19 protein-coding genes are annotated in these 21,157 nt (G+C 61.7%); 6 read left to right on the forward strand and 13 right to left on the reverse strand.

Annotated elements, in window-relative coordinates; all coding sequences use genetic code 11:
* Positions 1 to 110 precede the first annotated feature (110 nt).
* Positions 111 to 974, reverse strand: coding sequence for a universal stress protein (locus J4E63_RS20345; RefSeq protein WP_192261374.1), 864 nt, complete (start codon positions 972 to 974; stop codon positions 111 to 113).
* A 178-nt stretch (positions 975 to 1,152) separates the two neighbouring features.
* Between J4E63_RS20345 and J4E63_RS20350 the strand changes: the two genes are divergently transcribed.
* Entirely contained in the window at positions 1,153 to 1,758 is a 606-nt protein-coding gene (locus J4E63_RS20350; RefSeq protein ID WP_060741958.1) for a tRNA-(ms[2]io[6]A)-hydroxylase, read from the forward strand.
* A 123-nt stretch (positions 1,759 to 1,881) separates the two neighbouring features.
* Here the strand turns inward: J4E63_RS20350 and J4E63_RS20355 are convergent, their stop codons facing one another.
* From J4E63_RS20355 to J4E63_RS20365, 3 genes are all read right to left on the reverse strand, one after another.
* Positions 1,882 to 2,370 carry a GFA family protein gene (locus J4E63_RS20355; protein WP_207283141.1) on the reverse strand — a complete coding sequence of 163 codons (489 nt, stop codon included), beginning with the start codon at positions 2,368 to 2,370 and terminating at the stop codon, positions 1,882 to 1,884.
* A 182-nt stretch (positions 2,371 to 2,552) separates the two neighbouring features.
* Positions 2,553 to 3,170, reverse strand: a complete 618-nt coding sequence (locus tag J4E63_RS20360) for a DNA-3-methyladenine glycosylase (RefSeq protein ID WP_060741960.1) — start codon at positions 3,168 to 3,170, stop codon at positions 2,553 to 2,555.
* A gap of 23 nt (positions 3,171 to 3,193) precedes the next feature.
* Positions 3,194 to 4,276 (reverse strand): bifunctional transcriptional activator/DNA repair enzyme AdaA, encoded by a 1,083-nt coding sequence (locus J4E63_RS20365; RefSeq protein WP_207283142.1) that lies wholly within the window; start codon positions 4,274 to 4,276, stop codon positions 3,194 to 3,196.
* Positions 4,277 to 4,487: 211 nt separating this feature from the next.
* On the opposite strand from J4E63_RS20365, the gene J4E63_RS20370 reads away from it, so the two are divergent.
* On the forward strand, positions 4,488 to 5,075 hold the full coding sequence (locus J4E63_RS20370) for a LysE family translocator (RefSeq protein ID WP_207283143.1): 588 nt from the start codon (positions 4,488 to 4,490) through the stop codon (positions 5,073 to 5,075).
* A gap of 89 nt (positions 5,076 to 5,164) precedes the next feature.
* Here J4E63_RS20370 and J4E63_RS20375 read toward each other — a convergent pair whose 3' ends face one another.
* Positions 5,165 to 5,989, reverse strand: a complete 825-nt coding sequence (locus J4E63_RS20375; RefSeq protein ID WP_207283144.1) for an AraC family transcriptional regulator — start codon at positions 5,987 to 5,989, stop codon at positions 5,165 to 5,167.
* A gap of 137 nt (positions 5,990 to 6,126) precedes the next feature.
* On the opposite strand from J4E63_RS20375, the gene J4E63_RS20380 reads away from it, so the two are divergent.
* Positions 6,127 to 7,089 (forward strand): diguanylate cyclase, encoded by a 963-nt coding sequence (locus J4E63_RS20380; protein WP_207283145.1) that lies wholly within the window; start codon positions 6,127 to 6,129, stop codon positions 7,087 to 7,089.
* 670 nt (positions 7,090 to 7,759) lie between these two features.
* On the opposite strand, the gene fabI is transcribed toward J4E63_RS20380, so the two are convergent.
* From fabI to gloB, 8 genes are all read right to left on the reverse strand, one after another.
* Entirely contained in the window at positions 7,760 to 8,554 is a 795-nt protein-coding gene (gene fabI, locus J4E63_RS20385) for an enoyl-ACP reductase FabI (protein WP_207283146.1), read from the reverse strand.
* 20 nt (positions 8,555 to 8,574) lie between these two features.
* Complete coding sequence (locus J4E63_RS20390) at positions 8,575 to 10,185, reverse strand: ABC transporter ATP-binding protein (protein ID WP_207283147.1); 1,611 nt, start codon at positions 10,183 to 10,185, stop codon at positions 8,575 to 8,577.
* Position 10,186: 1 nt separating this feature from the next.
* The gene (locus J4E63_RS20395) at positions 10,187 to 11,206 is read right to left on the reverse strand and encodes an ABC transporter permease (protein ID WP_060741967.1); all 1,020 of its coding nucleotides are present in this window, start codon (positions 11,204 to 11,206) and stop codon (positions 10,187 to 10,189) included.
* Between the two features lies 1 nt (position 11,207).
* Complete coding sequence (locus J4E63_RS20400; RefSeq protein ID WP_060741968.1) at positions 11,208 to 12,281, reverse strand: microcin C ABC transporter permease YejB; 1,074 nt, start codon at positions 12,279 to 12,281, stop codon at positions 11,208 to 11,210.
* A gap of 4 nt (positions 12,282 to 12,285) precedes the next feature.
* Positions 12,286 to 14,139, reverse strand: coding sequence for an extracellular solute-binding protein (locus tag J4E63_RS20405; protein WP_207283148.1), 1,854 nt, complete (start codon positions 14,137 to 14,139; stop codon positions 12,286 to 12,288).
* The gene (locus tag J4E63_RS20410; protein WP_103308053.1) at positions 14,136 to 15,968 is read right to left on the reverse strand and encodes an extracellular solute-binding protein; all 1,833 of its coding nucleotides are present in this window, start codon (positions 15,966 to 15,968) and stop codon (positions 14,136 to 14,138) included. Before J4E63_RS20410 ends, J4E63_RS20405 begins: the two co-directional genes overlap by 4 nt.
* A gap of 248 nt (positions 15,969 to 16,216) precedes the next feature.
* A complete protein-coding gene (locus tag J4E63_RS20415) occupies positions 16,217 to 17,665 on the reverse strand; it encodes a transglycosylase SLT domain-containing protein (RefSeq protein WP_060741971.1) in 1,449 nt (482 codons plus the stop codon).
* A 99-nt stretch (positions 17,666 to 17,764) separates the two neighbouring features.
* Positions 17,765 to 18,532 (reverse strand): hydroxyacylglutathione hydrolase, encoded by a 768-nt coding sequence (gene gloB, locus J4E63_RS20420; RefSeq protein WP_207283149.1) that lies wholly within the window; start codon positions 18,530 to 18,532, stop codon positions 17,765 to 17,767.
* A 65-nt stretch (positions 18,533 to 18,597) separates the two neighbouring features.
* Between gloB and J4E63_RS20425 the strand changes: the two genes are divergently transcribed.
* The 3 genes from J4E63_RS20425 to dnaQ all read left to right on the forward strand — a co-directional run bounded on the left by J4E63_RS20425 (position 18,598) and on the right by dnaQ (position 20,895).
* Complete coding sequence (locus tag J4E63_RS20425) at positions 18,598 to 19,356, forward strand: class I SAM-dependent methyltransferase (RefSeq protein WP_053119806.1); 759 nt, start codon at positions 18,598 to 18,600, stop codon at positions 19,354 to 19,356.
* 88 nt (positions 19,357 to 19,444) lie between these two features.
* Positions 19,445 to 19,897 (forward strand): ribonuclease HI, encoded by a 453-nt coding sequence (gene rnhA, locus J4E63_RS20430; RefSeq protein WP_030142629.1) that lies wholly within the window; start codon positions 19,445 to 19,447, stop codon positions 19,895 to 19,897.
* 236 nt (positions 19,898 to 20,133) lie between these two features.
* Positions 20,134 to 20,895 carry a DNA polymerase III subunit epsilon gene (gene dnaQ / locus J4E63_RS20435; RefSeq protein ID WP_060741972.1) on the forward strand — a complete coding sequence of 254 codons (762 nt, stop codon included), beginning with the start codon at positions 20,134 to 20,136 and terminating at the stop codon, positions 20,893 to 20,895.
* Positions 20,896 to 21,157: the final 262 nt, after the last annotated feature.

The raw sequence follows: 21,157 nt of genomic DNA on the forward strand, positions 1-21,157 counted from the left end.
GCAGCAGACGCCTGGATTTTTCAGGGCCAGAAATTTTTTAGATCAAGAGCGAGGGTCGCTTCGCAACCCAGCGGGAGCAAGCTCCCTCGCCACAAAAAAGCCCATTCGCTTTATTCCTTGGCCGCCAGCTCCACCAGATGGTCCTCGACCTCCTGCGGCTTGAGCACCAGTATGTCGCTTTCCAGCGTATCGAGCACCGCCTCGGCGGTATTGCCGATCAACACCCCGGACAACCCTGAACGGGCCACGGTGCCGATCACCGTCACCGCCGCCTGCAGCTTGCGCGCCATGAACGGGATCAGTACGTCCGCCGGGCCTTCTTCGATGTGCAGATGCTGGTCGTCGATGTCGAACTCGGCCTGGAACGCCCGGCATTGTTCGCGATACCGGGCTTCGATGGTTTCCTTGAGCTGGAAGGTCGGGTCGGCGGACGAAAGCATTGGCGTGGGATGGGCGCTGATTACATGCAGGTGCGCCTTGGCGAGGAGGGCGATGTCGTAGCCATGGTCGATGATGGTGGAGTGCAGGTGGCGGTGTTCGCCGTCGGCATTGCCAACGTCGACGGCGGCCAGGATCACCTTGTCCTTCCAGGAGCCAGCGGTTTTCACCAGCAGCACCGGAGTTGGGCAATGGCGTAGCAGTTTCCAGTCCGCCGGGGTCAGCAGGGCCTTTTTCAGCGGACTGTCGGGAAAGTGCTGTTTGATCACCAGCCCGCAACCTTCAGCCTGCTGCACGTCGATGATGGTTTCGTAGAGGCTTTCGTTCCAGGCCTGTTCGGTGGTCACGCTGTAGCCATCCGCCAGCAGCGCAGCCTTCAGCACGCCGAGCATGCCGGCGTGATCGTGCTTTTTGTCGCACACCAACAGGTGCAGGTGTGCCTGGGTCACACCAGCGATCAGTTTGGCGCGCTTGAGCGCCAGGCTTTCCGAATGTTCGGGCTCAATGACCACCAGGATGCTGCGAATGGCTTGCATGATCGGCGTTCTCCTGCAATGAAAAGGCTGGCATTGCTCAACTATAGTTGTTGTGGGGCAGTCTAGTTGCTATGGGTGAGTCGTCGACTTGATGCATATCAATGGCGGTGGCTGGTGGTCTGGAGGCAGGCCGGTATAATCGGCGCCCTTCGCTCGACTACCTTTGCCCGTGAGCCCCATGAATCTTCCCGAAATCCACGAATTCCTTGGTTGCCGCACCCCCGATGCCTGGGTCCAGGCCGCGCTGGCCGACCAGGAAACGTTGCTGATCGACCACAAGAACTGCGAATTCAAGGCGGCCAGCACCGCCCTGAGTCTGATCGCCAAATACCATTCCCACGTTGACCTGATCAATCTGATGTCGCGCCTGGCCCGGGAAGAGCTGGTGCATCACGAGCAGGTCATGCGCCTGATGAAAAAACGCAAGATCGGCTTGCGCCAGCTCTCTGCCGGGCGTTATGCCTCGGGGCTGCGCAAGGTGGTACGCAGCCACGAACCGGTCAAACTGGTGGACACCCTGGTGGTCGGTGCCTTCATCGAAGCCCGCAGCTGCGAGCGCTTCGAAGCTTTGGTGCCGCACCTGGACGAGGAACTGGGCAAGTTCTATTTCGGTTTGCTGAAAAGCGAAGCCCGGCATTTCCAGGGTTACCTGAAACTGGCCTACCAGTACGGCGACGCCAAGGACATTGCCCAGGTGATCGACAAGGTCCGTGAGGCCGAGCGCGAGTTGATCGAATCGCCGGATGTGGAGTTCCGGTTCCACAGCGGTGTGCCGGCTCGATAGTGCAGAGGTGCCGGTACTGACGCCATCGCGAGCAAGCTCGCTCCCACAGGGGATTTGTGAACTTTCCAAGTCCAATGTGGGAGCGAGCTTGCTCGCGATGGGGCCTTATGCAGCACTGCATCTCTAAGTGACCAGCCCCAGGCGTTCATGCCACTGGGCAATGGATTCCTCGGGATAGACATCGAACTGCTGATCGCCCTTATGCGCCTCGACCTCCACCCACGGCGCCTTGGAACCGAGCATCAAGTGGGTGTGTTCAGGCGGTACTGGCAGCGGTGTGTCGATGGCTGAGGCAAACGGGTGCACCAGTTCCGGCCATTTTGGGCTGAACAACCACAACCCCGAACCGCACAGGGAGCAGAAATGCCGTTCGGCACTGCTGCGGTGGGCACGTTGATCGCCTTCGTCCTTGAGCCGTGCATGGTAGATCGAGATGTGCTTGCGACCGTGCACCTTCAGGCTTCGGGCATCGCCCCCCAGGTTGATCGCATAACCGCCGCCGCCCTGGGTCTTGCGACAGATCGAGCAGTAGCAGCGTTGGTAAGGGTAGGGATGGGCACAGGCCAGGCTGAACGACACGGCGCCGCAGTGGCAGGATCCTTCGAGCTGCATGGGAACCTCCGATTGGGGACTGTAATGACTCTGGACAGCTTGGGCGGCCTGTTGTTCTGGACAGTTGAGCTCATGACTGACATGCGGACGCCATCGCGAGCAAGCTCGCTCCCACAGGGGATTCGTGAATTTTCCAAGTCCAATGTGGGAGCGAGCTTGCTCGCGATGAACGATGACACGGTCTAACGACCGGGCACCCGCCACAAATACCACGCCGCCACCGTCCGATAAGGGCTCCAGGCCAGGCCGATCTCGACCATCTGCTTGCGGCTGGGTTGGTGCTCCAGCCCCTTCATCCGTCGATAACCCTCGCGCACCCCAAAGTCGTCGGCCGGCAGGATGTCCGGCCGCTCCAGGCTGTAGATCAGCAGCATTTCCACCGTCCAGCGCCCGACACCGCGCAGGCTGATCAGGCGCTCGATCAACGCTTCGTCCTCCATCGCCCGCGCCGTGGCGTAATCCGGCACCACCCCGTCCAGGGCCGCTTGGGCGATGCCCTGGATGGTCGCGATCTTGCTGGCGGAAAATCCACAACCGCGCAATTGAGCAACGTCGGTCGCCAGGATTTGTACGGGTGTGGGGAATGTCTGCGCCGGGAACAACGCCAGCAATCGGCCCAGAATCGCATCGCCGGCCTTGGCGTGCAGTTGCTGGTAGGCAATCGCCCGGACCAGGGCTTCATAGGGATCGCGGGCCGGCTTGGGTTGCAGCAGGCAAGGGCCGATCGTCGCGACATGCCGTCGCCAGTCTTCGTCGAGGTTGGCCAGGAAGGCACTGGCATCGTGGTAGGGCACAGGCATCAGGTGTTCGTTCTCCGGGACGCTCAAAACGCCAGGGGCAGTGAAACCTGCACCGCGGCTTTTTCCAGCCGCAACAGAAACGCCTTGCGTGGCTGGCCGCCACCATAACCGGTCAACGAGCCATCCGCACCGATCACCCGGTGGCAGGGAATGACGATGGCCAGGCGATTCTGCCCGTTGGCCAGGCCCACGGCGCGGCTGGCACCAGGGCTGCCCAGGGCCGTGGCGATGCCGCCGTAGCTGCGGGTTTCGCCGTAGGGGATTGTTTGCAACTCGGCCCAGACCCGCACGGCGAAGGCGCTGCCGGGCATGTGCAGCGGGACATTGAACGTCGTGAGCTTGCCAGCGAAATAGTCGGCCAGTTCGGTTTCGATCTGTTGCAGGTGAGCGTTGTGCCCCGGCGCGACGGTATAGCCGTAGCGTCGCTGCAGCTCTTCCAGCTCCTTGGTCAGGGCCGGGCGGTCGAGGAATTCCAGCAGCACCAGACCCCGTCGTTCGGCCATGGCCAGCATCGGCCCCAGCGGCGTGGTCAGGCGGGTGAACAGCAGGGGTTCACTGAGGGCGGCGCGGCCCGGTGTGATGTGGAAGGATTTGACGAAGGCGTCCCGAAAACCGCTCAACGACTCATAACCGGAATCGAACGCAGCATTGTCGATGGAAGTGCCGTCCTTGATGCCGCCCAGGGCAATGCCCAAGCGGCGGGTGCGCAGGTAGGCGTGAAAGGTCATGCCGAAATGTTGCTTGAACCAGCGCCGCAGTTTCAGCGGTTCGATACCTTGTTCCAGCAGCAGGGCGTCGGTCCAGCGCAGGTCGGGCTCGGCGTCCACCGCTTTGAGCAGGGCCTGGATCCAGTCCGGCGCGATGGCGGCGGCGTCCAGCGGCTTGCAGCGCAGGCAGGCGCGGTAGCCGGCCGACATGGCTTCGTCGGCATGGGCGAAGAACTCCACGTTCTCCGGCTTCGGCTTGCGCGCGGTGCAACTGGGACGACAGAAGATGCCGGTGGTCTTGACCGCAGTGAAGAACACCCCCTCGTAGGCGGTGTCTCGTTCGAGCATGGCGCGGACCATCTCGGCGTGGGGCGGGAGCAGCGAGTCTTGTAGGTTCATGGGCCAAAGCATAGAACCGTGCCCAGGACGACTCCACCGGAAAATCGACAGTGAATTTTCCCGCAGTTGGTCGGATGCTCACGAGGATTGGCCGGCGACCGCACCGGCACCACTCGCACCATGGATCCCCCATGGGGCAGTTTTCTTCAATACCGGTAGCAACGGACGATTTACCTTGATCGCCACCTCACAGATATGAAGAAGGTTTGCGATGAGTCTGATTCTTTCCATGGCGGCGTTTGCCTTGGTCGCCTCCATTACGCCGGGGCCGGTCAACATTGTGGCCCTCAGTTCCGGGGCTCGGTACGGGTTTCGAGCGACCTTGCGCCACGTGGCCGGCGCGACCCTGGGTTTTGTCTTGTTACTGGTGTTGATGGGGCTCGGGTTGCATGAAGTGCTACAACGCTGGCCTGGGCTCACACGGGGGGTGCAACTGGGCGGCGTGGCGTTCCTGTTGTTCATGGCCTGGAAACTGGCGATGGACAACGGGCACCTGGGCGCCAAGGACGAGGACCGGGCCCCGTCGATGTTCTACGGCGCGCTGATGCAATGGCTCAATCCCAAGGCCTGGCTGGCCTGTGTGGCGGGGATGGGGGCGTTCGTCGCCGACGGTGAGGCACGGCTGGTGTGGCAGTTTGCGGCGGTTTATATGGTGATCTGCTACGTCTCGGTGGGCTGCTGGGCCTACGCCGGCAGTTTTCTGCGTACCTGGCTGGGGAATCCGGCGACCATGCGCCTGTTCAACCGGGCGATGGCGGTGTTGTTGGTGGCCAGTGCGGTGTATTTGGTGTTGCCTTGAGTCGAGCCCGCTGATCTTTGGCGACTGCTGCGCAGTCGAGCGGGAGCAAGCTCCCTCGCCACAGAATGTATTTAAGTCAGAGCGGCGCATCAACCGCGATACTGGCCCGGAGTAGCCGCCAGGTGTTGCTTGAAAGCGCGCTGGAAATGCGCCTGGTCGGCGAACCCGCTGTCCAGCGCCACGTCGGCGATCAGCTTGCCCTCGCGTAACTGGCGGCGGGCGAACTGGATTCGACGGTTGACCAGAAAGGCATGGGGCGTCATCCCGTAGTGGCGCTTGAAGGCACGGCTCAGGTAGGACGGCGACAGTTGTGCGGCGGCGCAGATGTCTTCGAGCCTCAGGGCTTCGGTGCAATGGTCGTGGATGAACTGCGCCGCGCGCATCAAACCCGGGTGGCTGCCCCGGTCCGGCCGGCCGGCAGGGTTGAGCCGTTGTTGCAGGTCAGTGAAAAACGCCTCGGCGGCGCTACGCTTGCAGTCGGTGCCGAGCCGCTCATCCACCAGTTGCTCATACAACCCTTGCAACGCGGCAAACAGCTCGACATCACGGCTGTGGGTCGTGGAAAAACTCTGGAAATCCAGGGTTTCATCGAAACCGATACGACGTTGCAAATCCCTGAGCCACTGGGTATCGACGTACAGCATGACATACGACCACGGCTCATCGTCGATCGGGTTGCACGCATGGACATCGCCGGGGTTCATCAGCACCACCGTGCCGCTCTGCACCTGGAAATTCGACCGCTCATGAATATAGGTGCTGCGCCCGGCGGTGATCGCTCCGATGGAAAAATGGTCATGGGAGTGGCGCGAATAGCAGACCTTGCGCCCGTCGGCGATGGCCCGGGCTTCGATGAAGGGCAGGGCCGCGTCGCGCCAGAAGCGTGGGGCGGCGTCATGGGGGGCGTGCTTCATCGGTCAGCGTCCTCGTCTTGAACCTGTGAAGCAGTGTATTAGCCCTGGCCGGTAAATGCCTGATTGATTTGGCCGTTCGGTTTGAATGGTAGTGGTCCTGAACTAGACTCCATGAAGTCTCGCCCATGGAGTTCCCGATGCTTGCGCCAGGTAAACCGGACAACGAGGCCGTTCGCCTCAAGAATCTGCATTCGCTCAAGCTACTCGATACCGCACCCGAAGAGCGGTTTGACCGCCTGACTCGCCTTGCTCGGCGTCTGTTTGACGTGCCCATCGCCCTGGTGTCCCTGGTGGACGCCAACCGGCAGTGGTTCAAGTCCAGTGCCGGCCTGGATGCCAGCGAAACCCCGCGGGAAGTTTCCTTTTGTGGGCATGCGATTTTGCAGGATCAGATCCTGGAAATCTGCGACGCGGAGCAGGACGAGCGGTTTCACGACAATCCGTTGGTCACGGACACGCCTGGCATTCGCTTCTACGCCGGGCATCCGCTGGGGTTGGAGGATGGCAGCAAGCTTGGCACGTTGTGCCTGCTCGACACCAAGCCGCGCCAGCTCAATGACGAAGAGCGCGAACTGCTGCGCGACTTGGCGCGCATGGCCGAGCAGGAGATGGTTGCGGTGCAGATGGCGAGCATGGACGAGTTGACGCTGTTGTCCAATCGGCGCGGCTTCAAGACGTTGGCCCAGCATGCGTTGAATGTGTGTGATCGCTTGTCGCGACCGGCGACGCTGCTGTTCTTCGACCTCAACGACTTCAAGCCGATCAACGATCGCTATGGGCATGCCGAGGGTGACAGCGCGCTGAAAACCTTCGCTGATTTGCTACGTATCGCCTTTCGCGAAAGTGATGTGATCGGTCGCTTGGGCGGTGATGAGTTCGTGGCGCTGCTCACCGGCTCTTCCTATGTCGAGACTTCGGCGATCATGGCGCGCCTCAAGGAAATCCTCGATGAGCGCAATGCGATGTTGCAGCGTGGCTATGACATTCGTTTCAGCGTGGGCCAGATCGAATACGACCCCCGGCGGCATTCGTCAATCGACAACCTGTTGGCCGACGCGGATGCGGCCATGTATGCCCAGAAACAGGCGTTGCGCCGCTGACATTCAGCATTGATGCAAGCTGACCCACCGCTATCGCGAGCAAGCTCGCTCCCACAGGGGATGTGTGGTGGGCGCGACTTCTATGAATACCTGGAACCAATGTGGGAGCGAGCCTGCTCGCGATGACGGCGGTAGATCCAACATCAATGCAAGCTGACCCACCGCTATCGCGAGCAAGCTCGCTCCCACAGGGGATGTGTGGTGGGCGCGACTTCTATGAACACCTGGAACCAATGTGGGAGCGAGCCTGCTCGCGATGACGGCGGTACATCCAACATCAATGCAAGCTGACCCACCGCTATCGCAAGCTCGCTCCCACAGGGGATGTGTGGTGGGCGCGACTTCTATGAACACCTGGAACCAATGTGGGAGCGAGCCTGCTCGCGGTGACGGCGGTACATCCAACATCAATGCAAACTGACCCACCGCTATCGCGAGCAAGCTCGCTTCCACAGGGGATGTGTGGTGGGCGCGACTTCTATGAACACCTGGAACCAATGTGGGAGCGAGCTTGCTCGCGATGACGGCGGTACATCCAACATTGATGCAAACAGACCCACCGCTATCGCGAGCGAGCTCGCTCCCACAGGGGATGTGTGGTGGGCATAAAAAAAACGCCGCTTGTCCTTTTCAGGGCAAGCGGCGTTTTTATGCAGGGCTGAAGCGAAGATTACTCTTCCAGGTTACCCATGGCGGTGGTGTTGAAGCCGCCGTCCACGTACATGATTTCACCGCTGATGCCCGACGCCAGGTCCGAGCACAGGAAGGCGCCGGCGTTGCCGACTTCTTCGATGGTGACGTTGCGACGCAGCGGGGTTTGGGCTTCGTTGGCGGCCAGCATCTTGCGGAAGTTCTTGATGCCGGAAGCGGCGAGGGTGCGGATGGGACCTGCCGATACGCAGTTGACGCGGGTACCGTCCGGGCCCAGGGAACCGGCCAGGTAACGTACGCCGGCTTCCAGGGAGGCCTTGGCCATGCCCATGACGTTGTAGTTCGGCATGGTGCGCTCGGCGCCCAGGTACGACAGGGTCAGCAGGCTGCCGTTGCGGCCTTTCATCATTTCGCGACCGGCCTTGGCCAGGGCCACGAAGCTGTAGGCGCTGATGTCGTGGGCAATGCGGAAACCTTCGCGGGTGGTGGCTTCGGTGAAGTCGCCGTCCAACTGGTCGCCCGGGGCGAAGCCCACGGAGTGCACGATGCAGTCCAGGCCATCCCACTTCTTGCCCAGCGCTTCGAAGACCTTGGCGATTTCTTCATCGCTGGCCACGTCGCACGGGAAGCACAGTTCAGGGCTCGAGCCCCAGCCTTGTGCGAACTCTTCGACACGACCCTTGAGTTTGTCGTTCTGATAAGTGAAGGCAAGCTCAGCGCCCTCGCGATGCATGGCGGCGGCGATGCCGGATGCGATGGACAGCTTGCTGGCGACACCGACGATCAGTACGCGCTTACCGGCGAGAAAACCCATGTGTTGCTCCTCTTTTCAGGTTATTCGGCAGTTGTTGGGGCCAGGAAGGCGGCCTCCAGCAACTGCTGTGTATAGGGGTGCTGCGGCGCGGCGAATATGCTGCGGGCATCACCTTGTTCGACCACTTGGCCATGCTTGACCACCATCAATTGGTGGCTCAGCGCTTTGACGACAGCCAGGTCATGGCTGATAAACAGGTACGTCAGGTTGTACTTGGTTTGCAACGACCGCAACAGCTCCACCACTTGGCGTTGCACGGTACGGTCCAGGGCCGACGTTGGTTCATCCAGCAGAATCAACGCCGGCTTGAGCACCAGGGCCCGGGCAATGGCGATACGCTGCCGTTGCCCTCCGGAAAATTCATGGGGATAGCGGTTCCGGGTTTCCGGGTCCAGGCCTACCTCCTTCAATGCCGCGATTATCGCTTGTTCCTGTTCGGCCGCGGTGCCGATCTTGTGGATTCGCAGGCCTTCGCCGACGATCTGGCTGACACACATCCGTGGGCTCAGGCTGCCGAACGGGTCCTGAAACACCACTTGCATCTCCCGGCGCAGTGGCCGGACCTGCTGCTGCGTCAGGCTGTCCAGCGGCTTGCCTTCGAAGCGGATCCCGCCCTGGCTACCGATCAACCGCAGGATTGCCAGCCCCAGGGTGGATTTGCCGGAACCGCTTTCGCCGACGATACCCAGGGTCTGGCCCTGGGGCAGGCTGAAGCGGATGCCGTCCACGGCCTTGATGTAGTCCACCGTGCGTTTGAACAGGCCTTTCTTGATCGGGAACCAGACTTTCAGGTCCTCGACCTGCAACAGCGGCGGGCCGACGACGTTGTTCGCCGGGGTGCCGCTGGGCTCGGCGCCCAGCAGTTCCCGAGTGTACGGATGCTGCGGCGCGCGGAACAACTCTTCGCACGATGCCTGTTCGACGATGCAACCGCGCTGCATGACACATACGCGATGCGCAATTCTTCGCACCAGGTTCAAATCGTGGCTGATCAGCAGCAACGACATACCCAATCGCGCCTGCAACTCCTTGAGCAATTGCAGGATTTTCAGCTGGACAGTGACGTCCAGGGCGGTGGTCGGCTCGTCGGCGATCAGCAGTTCCGGCTCGTTGGCCAGGGCCATGGCGATCATCACTCGCTGGCGCTGGCCGCCGGACAACTCGTGGGGCAGGGCCTTGAGGCGCTTGTGGGGCTCGGGAATGCCGACCAGCTCCAGCAACTCCAGGGTCCGGCGGGTCGCGACCTTGCCGGTCAGGCCCTTGTGGATGCCGAGTACTTCATTGATCTGTTTCTCAATGCAGTGCAGCGGGTTGAGGGAGGTCATCGGCTCCTGGAAAATCATCGCGATCCGGTTGCCGCGGATATGGCGGATGGTCTTTTCCTTCAATCCCAGCAAATCCTGGCCGGCGTACTGGATGGTCCCGGTGGGATGATGGGCCAGCGGGTAGGGCAGCAAGCGCAGGATCGAGTGGGCGGTGACCGACTTGCCCGAGCCGCTTTCACCCACCAGGGCCAGGGTTTCGCCGCGCTTGATGTCGAAGCTGACGCCCTCGACCACGCGCTGACGGCGTTCGCCGACAATGAACTCCACCGCCAGGTCGCGCACTTCGATCAGATTGTCCTGGTTCATATCACTTCCTCGGATCGAAGGCATCGCGAGCGGACTCGCCGATGAACACCAACAGGCTCAGCATCACGGCCAGCACGGCGAACGCACTGATGCCCAGCCACGGCGCCTGGAGGTTGGATTTGCCCTGGGCCACCAGTTCGCCCAGTGACGGTGCGCCTGGTGGCAGGCCAAAGCCGAGGAAATCCAGGGCGGTGAGGGTGCCGATGGCGCCGGTGAGGATGAACGGCATGAAGGTCATGGTCGAGACCATGGCGTTGGGCAGGATGTGCCGGAACATGATCGCGCCGTTCTGCATGCCCAGCGCCCGCGCGGCGCGCACGTATTCCAGGTTGCGCCCGCGCAGGAACTCGGCGCGGACCACGTCCACCAGGCTCATCCAGGAAAACAACAGCATGATGCCCAGCAGCCACCAGAAGTTCGGCTGTACGAAACTGGCGAGGATGATCAGCAGGTACAGCACCGGCAGCCCGGACCAGATTTCCAGGAAGCGTTGGCCGGCCAGGTCCACCCAGCCGCCATAGAAACCCTGCAGGGCGCCGGCGATCACGCCGATGATCGAGCTGAGCAGCGTCAGCGTCAGGGCGAACAGTACCGAGATACGGAAACCGTAGATCACCCGGGCCAAAACATCGCGGCCCTGGTCATCGGTGCCCAGCCAATTGACGGAGGAGGGCGGTGCCGGGGCCGGGACCTTGAGGTCGTAGTTGATGCTCTGGTAGCTGAACGGAATCGGTGCCCACAGCACCCAGGCGTCCTTGGCCGCCAGCAGTTCACGGATGTACGGGCTCTTGTAGTTGGCTTCCAGGGGAAACTCGCCGCCAAACGTGGTTTCCGGGTAGCGCTTGAGGGCCGGGAAGTACCAGCCGTCGTCGTAATGCACCACCAGCGGCTTGTCGTTGGCGATCAACTCGGCGCCCAGGCTCAGCCCGAACAGGATCAGGAACAGCCACAGCGACCACCAGCCACGCTTGTTGGCCTTGAACAGTTCGAAACGACGGCGATTGAGAGGGGACAGGTTCATCTCAATGCTCCCGGCTTTCGAAGTCGATGCGCGGATCGACAAAGGTGTAGGTCAGGTCGCCGATCAGTTTCACCACCAGCCCCAGCAAGGTGAAGATGAACAGGGTGCCAAACACCACCGGATAATCGCGGTTGATGGCCGCTTCGAAACTCATCAGGCCCAGGCCGTCGAGGGAAAAGATCACTTCCACCAGCAAGGAACCGGTGAAGAAGATCCCGATGAACGCCGAAGGGAAGCCGGCGATCACCAGCAGCATGGCGTTGCGGAAGACATGGCCGTAGAGAACCCGATGGCGGGTCAGGCCCTTGGCCTTGGCGGTGACCACGTATTGCTTGTTGATTTCGTCGAGGAAGCTGTTCTTGGTCAGCAGGGTCATGGTGGCGAAGTTGCCGATCACCAGGGCGGTCACGGGCAAGGCCAGGTGCCAGAAGTAATCGAGGATCTTGCCGCCCATGCTCAATTCGTCGAAGTTGTTGGAGGTCAGCCCGCGCAACGGGAACCAGTCGAAATAACTGCCGCCGGCAAACACCACGATCAGCAGGATGGCGAACAGGAACGACGGGATCGCGTAGCCGACGATGATTGCCGAACTGGTCCACACATCGAAATGGCTGCCATGCCGCGTGGCCTTGGCGATCCCCAGCGGGATCGACACCAGGTACATGATCAGTGTGCTCCACAGCCCGAGGGAGATGGACACCGGCATCTTTTCCTTGATCAGGTCGATGACCTTGGCATCGCGGAAGAAACTGTCGCCGAAGTCCAGGTGGGCATAGTTCTTGATCATGATCCACAGGCGTTCGGGGGCCGACTTGTCGAAGCCGTACATGCGTTCGATTTCCTTGACCAGCGTCGGGTCCAGGCCCTGGGCCCCGCGGTAGGAAGAACCGGCCACCGACACCTCGGCACCGCCGCCGGCAATGCGGCTGGTGGCGCCCTCGAAACCCTCGAGCTTGGCGATCATCTGTTCCACCGGCCCGCCGGGCGCGGCCTGGATGATGACGAAGTTGATCAGCAGAATGCCGAACAGGGTCGGGATGATCAGCAGCAGTCGCCGAAAAATGTAAGCCAGCATCTTGTTACTCCACGCTCGCAGGGGCGGCGATTTGCTGCTCGATGACCTGCTTTTCTACTTCATCGGCCGGCTTGACCTCCGGCTTGACCCACCAGGTGGTGGTGCCGATGTCATAGGTTGGGGTGATTTTCGGATGACCGATGTGATTCCAGTAGGCCACGCGCCAGGTCTTGATGTGCCAGTTGGGAATCACGTAGTAGCCCCATTGCAAGACCCGGTCCAATGCCCGGGCGTGAGCCACCAGGCTCTTGCGCGAGTCGGCATTGATCAGTTGCTCCACCAGTTGGTCCACGGCCGGGTCCTTCAGGCCCATGGTGTTGCGGCTGCCGGGCTTGTCGGCGGCGGCGGACATCCAGAACTCACGCTGTTCGTTACCCGGCGAGCTGGATTGCGGGAAGCTGCCCACCACCAGGTCGAAGTCCCGAGAGCGCACGCGGTTGATGTACTGGGACACGTCCACCCGGCGAATCACCAGGTCGATGCCCAGGTCGCTCAGGTTGCGCTTGAAGGGCAGCAATATACGCTCGAACTCGGTCTGGGCCAGCAGGAACTCCAGCACCACCGGTTTGCCTTGGGCATCGACCATCTTGTCGTCGACGATGCGCCAGCCGGCCTCTTGCAGCAATTGGTAGGCCTTGCGCTGCTGGTCGCGGATCATGCCGCTGCCGTCGCACATGGAAGGCTGGAAGGCTTCGCTGAAGACCTGCTCGGGGATTTTGCCGCGCAGGGGCTCGAGAATCTTCAGTTCGTCTTCGCCGGGGAGGCCGGTGGCGGCCATTTCCGAATTCTCGAAATAGCTGCGGGTGCGGGCGTAGGCGCCATTGAACAGTTGCTTGTTGGTCCACTCGAAATCCAGCAACAGGCTCAAGGCCTTGCGCACCCGCACATCCTGGAAGACCGGCCGGCGCAGGTTGTAGACAAAGCCCTGCATGCCGGTGGGGTTGCCGTTGGGGATCTGTTCCTTGATCAGCCGGCCTTCGGTCACGGCCGGGATGTTGTAGGCGTTGGCCCAGTTCTTGGCGGTCATTTCCAGCCAATAATCGAACTGCCCGGCTTTCAACGCCTCGACCGCGACGGTGTTGTCGCGGTAGTAGTCGGTGACCAGCACGTCGAAGTTGTAGAACCCGCGATTGACCGGCAGGTCCTTGCCCCAGTAGTCCTTCACCCGCTCATAGCGAATCGAGCGGCCGGCCTTCACTTCGGCGACCTTGTAGGGGCCGCTGCCCAGGGGAATCTCCAGGCTGCCCTTGTTGAAGTCGCGCTCGGCCCACCAGTGCTTTGGCAGTACCGGCAATTGGCCGAGGATCAGCGGCAGCTCGCGATTTTGGGTGTGCTTGAACTTGAACAGGACTTTGAGCGGGTCTTCGGCGATGACTTCGGCGACGTCGTTGTAGTAGCCGCGGAACATCGGTGCGCCGTCCTTGGTCAGGGTCTGGAAGCTGAAGACCACGTCTTCCGCCCGTACCGGATGGCCATCGTTGAAACGGGCTTCGGGGCGCAGGTAGAAGCGCACCCAGCCATTGTCCGGGGCTTTCTCGATTTTTTCCGCGATCAGGCCATATTCGGTGAAGGGTTCGTCCAGGCCCTGCTTGGCCAAGGTGTCGTAGATCAGGCCGATGTCATCGGCTGGCACGCCTTTGCTGATGAACGGGTTGAGGCTGTCGAACCCTCCAAAGCCGCCCTGGCGGAAGATACCGCCCTTGGGCGCGTCCGGGTTGACGTAGTCGAAGTGCTGGAAGTTGGCCGGGTATTTCGGCGGCTCGTTGTACAAGGTCACGGCATGCTGCGGCGCGGCGCAGGCCAGCCCGGCGAACAACAGGCTGCTGGCCTGCAGGAGCAGGGCACGTAAAGGCTTCATTGATCTTTCTCCGAAGATTTCAGCCACCAGGCGCTCAGGCCCAGGGTATAGGGCGGTGTGGTGACGAAGGCGAACCGGTTGCGGTACGCCAGGCGATGATAATTGAGATACCAGTTGGGAATGCAGTAATGCTGCCACAGCAGTACGCGATCCAGGGCCTTGCCGGCGGCGACCTGTTCGTCGCGGGTCTGGGCGGCGAGCAGTTTCTCCAGCAGGTGGTCGACCACCGGGTTGGCGATCCCTGCGTAGTTCTTGCTGCCCTTGACCCCGACCTGGCTGGAGTGAAAGTACTGCCATTGCTCGAGGCCCGGGCTGAGGGTCTGGTTCAATGTCAGCAGGATCATGTCGAAGTCGAACTGGTCCAGGCGCTGTTTGTATTGGGCGCGGTCCACCGTGCGCAGCCGGGCTTGAACACCGATGCTGGCAAGGTTTTCGACGTAGGGTTGCAGGATACGCTCCAGGTTCGGGTTCACCAGCAGGATTTCGAAGCTCAGGGGCTGGTGGTCGGCGTTCAGCAGGCGTTGGCCGTTGAGATTCCAGCCGGCTTCCTTCAAGAGTCCCAATGCCTTGCGCAGGGTTTCCCGGGGAATGCCGCGCCCGTCGGTCTTGGGCAAGCTGAAGGGTTCGGTGAGCAGTTTGGGCGGCAATTGATCCCGGTATGGCTTGAGCAGCAGCCATTCATGCCCCACCGGCAGGCCGGTGGCGGAGAATTCGCTGTTGGGGTAATAGCTGAGGGTGCGTTTGTAGGCGCCGCTGAACAGGGTGCGGTTGGTCCACTCGAAGTCGAACATCAAGCCCAGGGCTTCGCGCACCTTGACCTCGGCGAACGTGCCGCGCCGGGTGTTCATGAACAGGCCCTGGGTCTGCGTCGGGATCTGGTGGGGTATCTGCGCCTTGATCACATCGCCCCGGTTGACCGCCGGGAATTGATAGCCGTTGGCCCAGTTCTTGGCCTGGTGTTCGATGTAGATGTCGAACTCGCCGGCCTTGAAGGCTTCGAAGGCGACTTCGCTGTCACGGTAGAACTCCACGTCCATGCGGTCGTAGTTGTACTTGCCGCGATTGACCGGCAGGTCCTTGCCCCAGTAGTCCTTGACCCGCTCGAACACCAATTGGCGGCCTGGCTGCACTTTGGTGATGCGATACGGCCCGCTGCCCAGGGGCGGTTCGAAGGTCGTCGCCTTGAAGTCGCGGCCTTTCCAGTAATGCTGGGGCAGCACCGGCAGCTCTCCCAGGCGCAGGATCAGCAAGGGATTGCCCGAACGCTTGAAGACGAAGCGGATTTTCAGCGGGTTGAGAATGTCGACCCGCAGCACTTCCTGCAGGTTGGTGCGGTACTGCGGGTGGCCATCCTTGAGCAGCGTCCTGTAGGAGAACGCCACGTCATAGGCGGTGATGGGCACGCCATCGTGGAATCGCGCTTCGGGACGCAGGTTGAAGACTACCCAACTGCGGTCTTCGCTGTATTCCACCGACTGGGCGATCAGGCCATAGCTCGACGTCGGTTCATCACCGGACGGTGCGTACTGGCCAGTGCCGACCATCAGCGGTTCGTTCAGCTCATTGATGCCGTATTGCAGGAAATTGGGCGTGGAAACCGGGCTGCTACCCTTGAACGTGTAGGGATTGAGCGTATCGAAGGTGCCGAATGCCATGACCCGCAAGACTCCGCCCTTGGGCGCTTGCGGGTTGACCCAGTCGAAGTGGGTGAATCTGGCCGGGTACTTGAGCGTGCCGAACTGCGCATAGCCATGGCTTTCGCTGATGGTTGCGCTGGCGGGAGAGCTCAAGGCCAGGCTGATCAGGAGCAGGAGGAGGGGACGTATCAAGTCTGAGATCCGATCCAGGCGGCTTGGGCTTTATGGCCTGTACAGTAACAGCTTGTATCGGCAGGAAAAAGGCGGGGGCTCAAAGCTTCAGGGTTTGCTTGAACTGTGGCGAGGGAGCTTGCTCCCGCTGGGTTGCGAAGCGACCCCGAATCTGGCACCTCGGTGCGACAGGTGGATTGAGTCGCTGCTTTTGGGGCTGCTTCGCAGCCCAGCGGGAGCAAGCTCCCTCGCCACAGAGAGTCCCTCGGTCAGTGCGGGGAGTAGACCGTCAGCATCTGCCCAGGCTTGAGTGCCTTGCCCATCCGCGGATTCCAGCGCTTGAGGTGCTGCATTTCCACGTTGAAGCGCTTGGCGACGACGTACAACGAATCGCCCTGCTTGACCTTGTATTGGGTCTGCTTCTTCTGGTCCTTGCTGTTGGCGGCTATCACGGTGCTGATGCGCTTGCCGGTGGCCTTGCTGGCCTTGGCGTCCTGCATCACCAGGGTCTGGCCGACCTTGAGCTTGTTGCCGCTGAGTTTGTTCCAGCGTTGCAGGTCCTTGGTCTGGACGTTGTTGGCCTTGGCGATCTGGGCCAGGTTGTCACCGCGCTTGACGCGGTAGGTGCGCCTGGCACCTTCCACTTCGCTGTCGTCGGCTGATTCGAAAACCGGCTTGAGCGCGCGCTGGCTGATCAGCTCTTCCGGACGCATGGTCGACAGGCTGGCGGTCAGCAACTGGGCCTTGGACGTCGGCACCAGCAGGTGCTGGGGGCCGTCGATGGTGGTGCGCTGCTTGAAGGCCGGATTGAGCTGGAACAGCTCGTCTTCGTCGATATTGGCCACTGCCGCGACCTTGGACAGGTCCATGCGCTGGTTGATCTCGACGACCTGGAAATAGGGTTCGTTGGCGATCGGGTTGAGGTTCACGCCATAGGCGTCGGGTGCGAGCACCACCTGGGACAGCGCCAGCAACTTCGGCACATAGGCCTGGGTCTCGCTGGGCAGCGGCAGGTTCCAGTAGTCGGTGGGCAGGCCAAGCTTCTCATTGCGCTCGATGGCGCGGCTGACTGTGCCTTCACCGGCGTTGTAGGCCGCCAGCGCCAGCAACCAGTCGCCGTTGAACATATCATGCAGGCGCGTCAGGTAGTCCATGGCGGCCGTGGTGGAGGCGGTGATGTCGCGTCGCCCGTCATAGAAGCGGGTCTGGCGCAGGTTGAAGTAACGCCCCGTGGACGGGATGAATTGCCACAGCCCCACCGCGTTGGCCCGGGAATAGGCCATGGGGTTGTAGGCGCTCTCGATCACCGGCAACAGCGCCAGTTCCAGCGGCATGTTGCGTTCTTCAAGGCGTTCGACGATGTAATGGATGTACAGGCTGCCGCGCTCACCGGCGTTTTCCAGGAAGGAAGGGTTGCTGGCGAACCACAGGCGCTGTTGCTCGATGCGCGGGTTGACGCCGGCCGTTTCCTGCAATTGGAAGCCCTGGCGCATGCGTTCCCAGATGTCCTGGGGCACTTGGGGGCTGGGTTTCTCGGTGAGCCATACCGGCTTCTGTTTGGCGCGAGCGGCGATATTCGGGGTGTGCGCCGCGTCGGTCTGCGGCAGCTGGCTCGTGCTCTGGCAGCCCGCCAGGGTGGCGGACACAGCCACCGCGATGGCTTGAGCCAAGCGGGTCAATGTGTCTGACTGGACGGACCTGCGTATGGATGACGACATTGGCTGGAAGTAAGTTCCGGGCAAAAATGTCGGCCGATTCTAGGAAGCGCACCCCAACAGGTCAACCTTTCAGAATTTTTGTATCAATCGATAGCTGCCTTAGAACGTATCTTTCCAAGCCCTCAAGGCCGCAAAAACCTCACTCGGCGTCTGGTTTCGCTGGCCGCTCCGTTCGTCTGCTTTTTGTTTAACGGATGTTTCAGCCGTGCGCAGGAACGGGTTGGTGAGTTTTTCCAGGGCCAGGGTCGAGGGCAGCGTCATGATGCCTTCGTTGCGTTGGCGGGCGACTTTTTCCAGGCGGGCGGCGATGTCCGGGTTGCCTGGCTCCACGGCAGCAGCGAACTTCAGGTTGCTGAGGGTGTATTCATGGGTGCAGTAGACCAGGGTATCTTCAGGCAACGCGGCGAGGCGACTCAGGGAGTGGTGCATCTGCGCGGGCGTGCCTTCGAAAAGCCGGCCGCAGCCGGCGGCGAACAGGGTGTCGCCACAAAAGAGCAGGCCATGGTGGTAGTAGGCGATGTGCCCCAGCGTATGGCCAGGCACCGCGTAGACATCGAAGTCCCAGCCGAGCACGCTGACCTGGTCGTTGTCATGCAGGGCCTGGTCCCGCGCCGGGATGTTTTCGCTGGCCGGGCCGTAAACGGTGGCGTTCGTCGCATTCTTCAGCGCCTGGACGCCGCCGACATGATCATGGTGATGGTGGGTGATCAGGATGTCGCTCAGGACCCAGCCCGGATGGGCGTCGAGCCAGGCCTGTACTGGCGCGGCATCTCCCGGGTCGACCACGGCGCAGCGCTGGGTGGAGTGATCCTGTAACAACCAGATGTAGTTATCGGTGAACGCGGGCAGGGCACTGATCTGTATCATCGCGGAATTCGCCAAGCGGAAAACAAAGGCGCATCTTAGAACTTCCTGACGCGTTGGAGAATGCAATGACCGATGAAGCGTTCGCTCAGGCTGATCCTGACTGGCTGGCGTTGATCAGCGCCGCCCGTGAATGGCTGTCCGGCCCTGTCGGGCAATTTTTGCTGGAAGAGGAACGGCGCATGCTCGAAGACGAGTTGGGCCGGTTCTTTGGCGGCTATCTGGTGCACTACGGGCCTTCGGCGCAAACGCCGCCGTCGGCACCGCAGGTCCAGCGCAACGTACGCCTGGGGGCGCCGTTGCCCGGGGTGGAAATCGTCTGCGAGGAGCAGGCCTGGCCCCTGAGCGAACATGCCGCCGACGTGGTGGTCATGCAGCACGGCCTGGATTTCTGCCTGTCGCCCCATGGTTTGTTGCGTGAAGCCGCCAGCAGCGTGCGCCCCGGCGGGCATCTGTTGATCATCGGTATCAACCCCTGGAGCACCTGGGGGTTGCGTCATGTGTTTGCCCACGACGCCTTGCGCCAGGCCCGCTGCATCTCGGCGTCGAGGGTCGGCGACTGGCTCAACCTGCTGGGCTTCGCGCTGGAGAAACGCCGCTTCGGGTGCTATCGTCCGCCGCTTGCGTCACCCAAGTGGCAGGCTCGCCTGGCCGGCTGGGAGCGCAAGGCCGGCGACTGGCAGCTGTCCGGCGGTGGTTTCTACCTGCTGGTGGCGCGCAAGATCGCGGTCGGGCTGCGCCCGGTGCGTCAGGCGCGACGCGAGCCGATGGGCAAGCTGATTCCCTTGCCTATGGCCAAGGTCAATCGTCGTCACATCGAGCCATAACCCCTTTTAGCAGGCCTGGCCGGCCTTTCGACTACAGGCATCAACCGCCTGATCGGCTGGCCTTTGCATTTTTTCTGGATAGATTGGCATGAGCGATAGCGTAGAACTCTTCACTGATGGCGCCTGCAAGGGCAACCCCGGCCCGGGCGGCTGGGGCGCGTTGCTGGTGTGCAAGGGCGTGGAGAAGGAGCTCTGGGGCGGCGAAGCCAATACCACCAACAATCGCATGGAGCTGATGGGCGCCATCCGTGGCCTGGAGGAGCTCAAGCGGCCTTGCGACGTACTGCTGGTGACCGACTCGCAATACGTGATGAAAGGCATCAACGAGTGGATGGCCAACTGGAAGAAGCGCGGCTGGAAGACGGCGGCGAAGGAACCGGTGAAAAACGCCGACCTCTGGAAGCTGCTGGATGAGCAGGTCAACCGCCACAACGTCACCTGGAAATGGGTGCGCGGCCACATCGGCCACCACGGCAACGAACGGGCCGACCAGTTGGCCAACCGTGGGGTGGATGAGGTGCGGGGCTACAAGCAGGCCTGATAGGGGTGTTGTCAGGATCTGGACAGGATGACACCTGTGGCGAGGGAGCTTGCTCCCGCTGGACTGCGAAGCAGGCCCCTGGGGCGGTCGCTGCGCAACCGAGCGGGAGCAAGCTCCCTCGCCACAAGAGCGCCAAGTCATAAAAAAGCCTGGCTGACAGGACATTGCGGATGCACTGGCGTGAGCGTGTTAAGATCCGCGCTTTTGCAAGACTGCCCGTTGAGAGCTGAACACTGATGGCCAACAGATCTGTAGTACTGGATACCGAAACCACCGGCATGCCGGTGACCGATGGTCACCGGATTATTGAAATCGGTTGTGTCGAGCTGATCGGCCGGCGCCTGACCGGTCGCCATTTCCACGTTTACCTGCAACCGGACCGTGAAAGTGACGAGGGCGCTATCGGCGTCCACGGCATCACCAACGAATTCCTGGTGGGCAAGCCGCGTTTTGCCGAAGTGGCCGATGAGTTCTTCGAATTCATCCAGGGCGCGCAGTTGATCATCCACAACGCGGCGTTCGACGTGGGGTTCATCAACAACGAATTCGCCCTGATGGGGCAACACGACCGGGCCGACATCACCCAGCATTGCACCATCCTCGATACCCTGATGATGGCCCGGGAACGGCATCCGGGGCAGCGCAACAGCCTCGACGCCTTGTGCAAGCGCTACGGTGTCGACAACTCCGGTCGTGAACTGCACGGCGCCTTGCTCGACTCCGAGATCCTGGCCGACGTCTACCTGACCATGACCGGCGGCCAGACCAGCCTGTCCCTGGCCGGCAACGCCTCGGACGGTAACGGCACCGGCGAAGGCTCCGGCAACCAGGCCACGGAAATTCGCCGTTTGCCCGCCGACCGCCAGCCATCGCGGATCATCCGCGCCAGCGAAAGCGACCTGGCCGAGCATGCCGCGCGTCTGGAAGCCATCGCCAAGTCCGCGGGTGCTCCGGCATTGTGGACGCAGTTGGCCGAGGCACAGGCCGCCACGCACTGATGAAACCCCTCCTGTGGGAGCGAGCTTGCTCGCGATGACGGCGGCACATCCAGCATTGATGCAGGCTGGACTACCGCCATCGCGATCAAGCCCGTTTCCGCAGGGGCGCCCATTGTTCATTTCTCGCCACAATCGCCACGACCTTCTACCCTGAGGTAACGGGCAGGCTACGGTACGGATTCCGCTTGATGTGTGATGATTTGAAAGACAAGGGCAATGGATGGCACCACGCCGTTGGGTGCTTCAAGGAATGAGGACCTTC

It is taken from the genome of Pseudomonas sp. FW300-N2F2, assembly GCF_017351655.1.
Taxonomy (GTDB): Bacteria; Pseudomonadota; Gammaproteobacteria; order Pseudomonadales; family Pseudomonadaceae; genus Aquipseudomonas; species Aquipseudomonas fluorescens_AA.

Coding starts and splice junctions, on each gene's coding strand:
- J4E63_RS20345 (WP_192261374.1), bottom strand. CDS start 974: ATGCAAGCCATTCGCAGCATCCTGGTGGTCATTGAGCCCGAACATTCG.
- J4E63_RS20350 (WP_060741958.1), top strand. CDS start 1,153: ATGAATCTTCCCGAAATCCACGAATTCCTTGGTTGCCGCACCCCCGAT.
- J4E63_RS20355 (WP_207283141.1), bottom strand. CDS start 2,370: ATGCAGCTCGAAGGATCCTGCCACTGCGGCGCCGTGTCGTTCAGCCTG.
- J4E63_RS20360 (WP_060741960.1), bottom strand. CDS start 3,170: ATGCCTGTGCCCTACCACGATGCCAGTGCCTTCCTGGCCAACCTCGAC.
- J4E63_RS20365 (WP_207283142.1), bottom strand. CDS start 4,276: ATGAACCTACAAGACTCGCTGCTCCCGCCCCACGCCGAGATGGTCCGC.
- J4E63_RS20370 (WP_207283143.1), top strand. CDS start 4,488: ATGAGTCTGATTCTTTCCATGGCGGCGTTTGCCTTGGTCGCCTCCATT.
- J4E63_RS20375 (WP_207283144.1), bottom strand. CDS start 5,989: ATGAAGCACGCCCCCCATGACGCCGCCCCACGCTTCTGGCGCGACGCG.
- J4E63_RS20380 (WP_207283145.1), top strand. CDS start 6,127: ATGCTTGCGCCAGGTAAACCGGACAACGAGGCCGTTCGCCTCAAGAAT.
- fabI (WP_207283146.1), bottom strand. CDS start 8,554: ATGGGTTTTCTCGCCGGTAAGCGCGTACTGATCGTCGGTGTCGCCAGC.
- J4E63_RS20390 (WP_207283147.1), bottom strand. CDS start 10,185: ATGAACCAGGACAATCTGATCGAAGTGCGCGACCTGGCGGTGGAGTTC.
- J4E63_RS20395 (WP_060741967.1), bottom strand. CDS start 11,206: ATGAACCTGTCCCCTCTCAATCGCCGTCGTTTCGAACTGTTCAAGGCC.
- J4E63_RS20400 (WP_060741968.1), bottom strand. CDS start 12,281: ATGCTGGCTTACATTTTTCGGCGACTGCTGCTGATCATCCCGACCCTG.
- J4E63_RS20405 (WP_207283148.1), bottom strand. CDS start 14,139: ATGAAGCCTTTACGTGCCCTGCTCCTGCAGGCCAGCAGCCTGTTGTTC.
- J4E63_RS20415 (WP_060741971.1), bottom strand. CDS start 17,665: ATGTCGTCATCCATACGCAGGTCCGTCCAGTCAGACACATTGACCCGC.
- gloB (WP_207283149.1), bottom strand. CDS start 18,532: ATGATACAGATCAGTGCCCTGCCCGCGTTCACCGATAACTACATCTGG.
- J4E63_RS20425 (WP_053119806.1), top strand. CDS start 18,598: ATGACCGATGAAGCGTTCGCTCAGGCTGATCCTGACTGGCTGGCGTTG.
- rnhA (WP_030142629.1), top strand. CDS start 19,445: ATGAGCGATAGCGTAGAACTCTTCACTGATGGCGCCTGCAAGGGCAAC.
- dnaQ (WP_060741972.1), top strand. CDS start 20,134: ATGGCCAACAGATCTGTAGTACTGGATACCGAAACCACCGGCATGCCG.